Source organism: Kouleothrix sp., assembly GCF_046328425.1.
Lineage (GTDB): Bacteria > Chloroflexota > Chloroflexia > Chloroflexales > Roseiflexaceae > Kouleothrix.
The window spans coordinates 1-3,769 of record NZ_JAXLWP010000058.1 but is presented as its reverse complement, the minus strand read 5'-3'; the positions used below and the strand labels follow the sequence as shown (position 1 = coordinate 3,769).

Sequence of the window (3,769 nt, the reverse complement as noted above, 5' to 3'; positions counted from 1 at the left end):
GGATCGAGCTGGGGGAGGTGGAGGCGGCGCTGGCGGAGCACGCGGGGGTGCGGGCGGTGGTGGCGGCAGCGGTGGGCGAGCGCCTCGGCCCCAAGCGCCTCGTCGCCTACCTCGTGCCCCGCGACCAGCAGCAGCCACCGGCGAGCGACGAGCTGCGCGCCTGGCTGCGCGAGCGGCTGCCCGAGTATATGCTGCCGTCGGCGTTTGTGCTGCTCGACGCGCTGCCGCTCTCGGCCAACGGCAAGGTCGACCGCAAGGCCCTGCCCGCGCCCGATGCAGCCGACACCAGCAGCAGATTCGTCGCGCCGGGCACCGCCGCCGAGCAGGCGCTGGCGCAGATCTGGGCCGAGGTGCTTGGGCACGAGCGCGTGGGCATTCACGACGACTTTTTCGAGCTTGGCGGCGACTCGATCCTGAGCATCCAGATCGTCGCGCGCGCGAACCAGGCCGGCCTGCGTCTCACGCCCAACCAGCTGTTCCAGCACCACACGATCGCCGACCTGGCGACCATTGTTGGCACTGCGGCGGCAGCTGCCGCCGAGCAGGGCCCGGTGATCGGGCCGGCGCCGCTGACGCCGATCCAGCACTGGTTTTTCGAGCAGAGCCGCCCCGACCCGCAGCACTTCAACCAGGCGCTGCTGCTCGAGCTGCGGCAGCCGCTCGGCGCCGCGCTGCTTGAGCGGGCGCTGGGCCTGCTGATCGAGCACCACGACGCGCTGCGGCTGCGCTTTGAGCGCGATGGCGGCGGCTGGCGCCAGTCGCACGCCGCGCCCGGCGCCGCCGTGCCGTTCGAGCGGATCGACCTGGCCGGGCTGGCCGCCGATCACGCGGCGGCGATCGAGGCGCGCGCGCGCGTGCTGCAGGCCAGCCTGGATCTTGCGGCCGGCCCGCTGCTGCGCGCTGCACTGTTCGAGCGCGGGCCGGGCCTGCCGGCGCGGCTGCTGCTGGTGGTGCATCACCTGGCGATGGACGGCGTGTCGTGGCGCATTCTGGTGGCCGACCTCGAGCTGCTGTGCCGCCAGCTTCTGCGCGGCGAGCCGGCCGCGCTGCCGCCCAAAACCAGCTCGTTCCGCCAGTGGGCCGTGCGCCTGGCCGAGCACGCCCAGGCCCCGGCCCTGCTCGCCGAGCTGCCCTACTGGCGGGCGCGAGCTGGCGCGGCCGTGGCGCCACTGCCGCGCGACTTCGCCGCCGGCGACGAGCTGAACACCGAGGCGTCGGCCCGATCGGTGACGCTGGCGCTCGACGCCGACGAGACGCGCGCGCTGCTGCAGGACGTGCCCGAGGTGTACCGCACCCAGATCAGCCACGCGCTGCTCGCCGCACTGGCCCAGGCCTGCGCCGCCTGGAGCGGCGCGCCGGTGCTGCTGGCCGATGTCGAGGGCCACGGGCGCGCCGTGCCCTTCAACGAGATCGACCTCTCGCGCACGGTCGGCTGGTTCACGGCGATCTTCCCGGCGCTGATCGACATCGGCCAGGCGAGCGACCCCGGCGCGCTGCTGCGCGCCGCCAAAGAGCAGCTGCTGCGCGTGCCCAACGACGGCGCGGGCTACGGCGTGCTGCGCTACCTGAACGACCAAGCCGGCGCCGAGCTGCGCGCGCTGCCCCAGGCCGAGATCAGCTTCAACTACCTCGGCCAGCTCGACCAGACGCTGGCGGGCGCGGCGCTGTTCGGCCTGGCGCACGAGCCAACCGGGCCGGCCGAAAGCCCGCGCGGCCGGCGGCGCTACCTGATCGACGTGCGCGCCATGGTGGTGGGCGGCCGTCTGCAGGCCGAGTGGGTCTACAGCGCGCAGCTGCACCAGCACGCCACGATCGAGCGGCTGGCACAAGGCTTCCTGGCGGCGCTACGCGCGATCATTGCGCACTGCCGCCAGCCCGACGCCGGCGGCTACACGCCGGCCGACTTCCTCGACGTCGAGCTGAGCCAGGAGCAGCTCGAGCACGCCCTCGCCGAGATCGATTTCGACCAGGAGGAAGACGACGCATGAGCAACCGAAACGTCGAGGCGATCTACGCGCTGGCGCCATCGCAGCAAGGCATGCTGCTCGAGACGCTCAGCGGGCCGGCGGCCGGCATTCATATCGAGCAGTCGACGTACCTGCTGCGCGGGCAGCTCGACGTGGCGGCATTCGAGCAGGCGTGGCAGCGGGTCGTGGCCCGGCACGCCATTCTGCGCACCGCGTTCGTGTGGAAAGACCAGCCCGAGCCGCTCCAGGTGGTGCTGCGCCACGTCGACGTACCGGTCGAGCAGCAAGACTGGCGCGGTATAGGTGAAGAACAGCGCCGTGAGCGGCTGCAAGCCTTTCTCGATGCCGATCGCCGGCGCGGCTTCAAGCTCGCACGCGCGCCGCTGATGCGCCTGGCGCTGCTGCAGATCGCCGACGATGCTTTCTACTTTGTGTGGCTGCACCACCATATTTTGATGGACGGCTGGTGCCGGCCGGTGATCGTCAAGGAGGTGCTGACGCTGTACCAGGCGATCTGCACCGGGACCGACGCCCAGCTTGGCCACAGCCGGCCGTACCGCGACTACATCGCGTGGCTCAAGCAGCGCGACCGCGACCAGGCCGAGCGGTTCTGGCGCGCCAAGCTGGCTGGCTTCGCCGAGCCGACGCCGCTTGGCCGCGTGGCGGCCCGTAGCGCCCACGCCGACCTGGCCGAGCCCTATGGCTACGCGTCCGGCCGGCTGCCTGCCGAGGCCACCGCCGCGCTGCGCGCCCTGGCCAGCCGCCGCCACCTCACGCTCAACACCGTGCTGCAGGGCGTCTGGGCGCTGCTGCTCAGCCGCTACGGCGAACGCGACGACGTAGTGTTCGGCGCGACAGTCTCGGGGCGGCCGGGCGACCTGCCGGGGATCGAGTCGACGATTGGCCTGTTTATCAATACGCTGCCGGTGCGCGTGCGCGTGGAGCCGGAAGCCGAGCTGTGGCCCTGGCTCGCCGGCATCCAGGCCGAAAACCTCGAGCTGCGGCAGTTCGAGTATGTGCCGGGCGGCCAGGTGCACGAGTGGAGCGACGCCCCGCCGACGCGCCCGCTCTACGAGAGCATCCTCGTCGTCGAGAGCTACGCCGTCGACGCGGCTATGCTGGGCGCGAGCGGCCTGGCGATCGAGCCGGTGCAGGATGGCTCGAATGTGGCGCGCACGAAGTACGCGCTGGCGATCCTGGCGGCCACTGGCGCCGAGCTGGCGATCCAGCTGGTGTACGATCGGCGCAGGCTCGACGCCGCCGGCGCCGAGCGCGCGCTCAGCCACATCCTGCTGCTGCTTGGCTGCATCGCCGCCGAGCCCGAGCAGACGCTGGGCAGCCTGCTTGAGCGGATCGCCCCCGAGCAGGCCCCGCTGGTGTACGCCGCCGGCGCCGAGCGCGCGCGCGCCGGCGCGTTTGTGGCGCCGCGCACGCCAATTGAGCGCGCGCTTGCCGGCATCTGGCAGCAGCTGCTGGGCATCGAGCAGGTCGGCGCCACCTACAGCTTCTTCGAGCTGGGCGGCCACTCGCTGGTGGCTACGCAGCTCGTCGCGCGCCTGCGCGAAGCCTTCCAGGTTCAGCTGCCGCTGCGAGCGCTGTTCGAGGCGCCGACCGTGGCCGCGATGGCCGCGCTGATCGCCGAGCAGACTGGCGCGCAGAGCGACACGGCCGCCGACGAAATGGCCGAGATCGTGCCGGACGCGGCGGGGCAGCACGCGCCCTTCCCGCTCACCGATGTCCAGCACGCCTACTGGGTCGGCCGCAGCCCCGCCTTCCCGCTCGGCAACGTCGCCGCGCACGTG

The 3,769-nt window shown here is 72.5% G+C and carries 2 protein-coding genes; both read left to right on the top strand.

Going from position 1 to position 3,769, the window contains the following annotated elements; translation table 11 throughout:
• A partial coding sequence (locus tag U0177_RS28875; RefSeq protein ID WP_409574159.1) for a condensation domain-containing protein occupies positions 1 to 1,988 on the top strand: 1,988 nt, incomplete at its 5' end.
• A partial coding sequence (locus tag U0177_RS28870; protein WP_409574158.1) for a condensation domain-containing protein occupies positions 1,985 to 3,769 on the top strand: 1,785 nt, incomplete at its 3' end. The genes U0177_RS28875 and U0177_RS28870, both read left to right, overlap by 4 nt.